The sequence below is a fragment of the Endozoicomonas sp. SESOKO3 genome, from assembly GCF_024606255.1.
This window is the reverse complement of sequence record NZ_JAHHPR010000684.1, coordinates 1-2,113: the sequence shown is the minus strand read 5'-3', so window position 1 is coordinate 2,113 and position 2,113 is coordinate 1. Positions and strand designations below refer to the sequence as shown.

Genomic DNA, 2,113 nt, shown 5'->3' with positions numbered 1-2,113 from the left:
CCCATGCAGAAAGTATTCCTTACTTCTACACTCTTGGAGCCTTTTACGAATGGCAGAAGGGCGATGATCAGAAAGTTCACGGTCATGACAAGAGAAATTACCATCAATCAAGCTTTCCACCTACAGCCTCAAGACAACAATGACGCCAGACATTTCAGCTTGCCGGAACAGCCATGAGCGATTAACCAAAAGCCATGAGTGATCTTAAAAGTTGTTTCCTCGTCCAGTGCGGCAATCACTTTTCACGGCAATAAAAGTATTCAGCTCTGAGGTAGCGGAATGATACATGCTCGCCCCAATACATTAAGCCTTGCAATGGCCATTGCAGTCAGCTCTTGCATTATTGGCACACAGGCACTGGCCGATCGCAAGCTGCAGACAAAATCGATCAATATTCTGGTCAATGGACATGAGGAGTATGTTCATAGTGAAGTCATGGTTGGGCCAACTTTAGGTCCTGACGAGCAGCCAATACCCAAGTCTTGTACAACCACCTACTCTGACCATGCTATAGACAGGGATAAGTATGACCTTCCTGCTTTAAGCTATACACAATTGTTTTCTGTTATGGATAGCGGCGTTTCCAGTGTTGATCTGTTTGAAACAGGCAGGAATGACGTGGCTCAGAAATACACCAAAGTCCTGAAGGTAGGCAATGAGGGAATCTTCAGGTTCACTCATAACCTTGAAGAAACGAAACTGGTCATTGAAGTCAGAGCCGGAATGACCGATCAGGATTCAGTTGAGGCTATTCGTGCTCAATTTCCCTGGCCATTTCACGTCAGTCAACCATTCGAACCGTTAACAAAAATCGCCAGCCCCGTACAACTGGCTAAAGTGTTGATTGCTGTCAGCGAAAGAGCAGGCAATCTTGGTCCGGGCGATCACTACGTTGCCCTTGCCACCATTGAAGTGGAAAAAGTTGAAGTGAATGGGCGCACCTTTATGCGTCTTATCGCTTCGGGCGATCAGCCTCCTGAACTGCAACGTCTGGGTCAATCACTTTTTGTCAATGACGACGCTCTCCTGGCAGCAGCCACCTCTGCCTATATTCAGGTTCATGTTGTGGGAGAGGATTTACAACAGCAGGCTCTTAATGAACTCCTGGCACACAGTAAACCCGTCGGCTATGTTGTACACGCCGGGGATGACACACTGGATTACCCTGTGCCTTCAGGTTACCCAAAGCTGGAAGTAGCAGAAGCTCGGGGGGAGGTGATTGTTTTCCGTGGTCAGAAGCTGAATCCGAATGATATCGCTTTTGTAGAAAATCTCCATAACCTCTGGCAAGAAGCTGAGGCTGATAACGCCGCTCCTGCAGTAGCAGCACAGGTTAAAAAATATCAGGTCAAAAGCTACCGGTACGTCATTCGAAGCAGGCAGATGGCAATACTGGAGAAGTTTGTTGCAAGGCACGGCGCTGAAATTAGCGAAGATCAACCGACGCCCCTTACAAATGAAGATAAGCTGGCGACACATGCGCTTGCATTCTACGAATATCTCCAGCAAGCATTGGCCAGTGCTATTCCAGATCAGGCAACTCCGGCAGTAAAATTTGAATTTACACTGGAACACATCAGAGCTGCTTCGTCTGTCATCACGCCAACCTGGCTGCAGATTCAACTGACAAGACACTTCAGCTTCAGACCCGTACTTAGAGGTCTTCTGAATAATCAGAATTTTGTTCAGGGTATTATGAGTCTTATACCCGTTGTCGACGAATCACAGCTCAATGCTTCCTGCAACGACGACCAGTTTGCTTTCAAAGTTCTGAGCGACATGGCCAGGCAGCTGATTGAGAGGGAAAGCATGCTGGCAGAGCAGCTGGCGAGAGAAGGCAAACTCATCCGGGTTAGTAACCAGTTAAAGCTCATATTGGAGAAAGCCACTACCAGTGAAAAGCAAAAGCTCATAGTACTTCAGCTGAAGCAACAAGCTGAGCATGAGCTTGAACAGCTTCGTGGCGTATCGGAAAGACAGCAAAGCCTGTTGCGGAAATTTGGGCAGAAAGTCGAACGAATCCCGGAGCTGGAAAAACAAATTCGTAATGCCAGGGCGGAAGCCACAAAAGCCCGCAACGCTCGACTGGCAGAAGAGCTTGGCATTGAAGACT

The 2,113-nt window shown here is 47.8% G+C and carries 1 protein-coding gene; it reads left to right on the top strand.

Annotated features, from left to right (window positions below):
* Positions 1-279: 279 nt before the first annotated feature.
* The coding region (locus tag KDK18_RS12015) for a hypothetical protein (RefSeq protein WP_257255163.1) at positions 280-2,113 on the top strand (1,834 nt) is incomplete at its 3' end.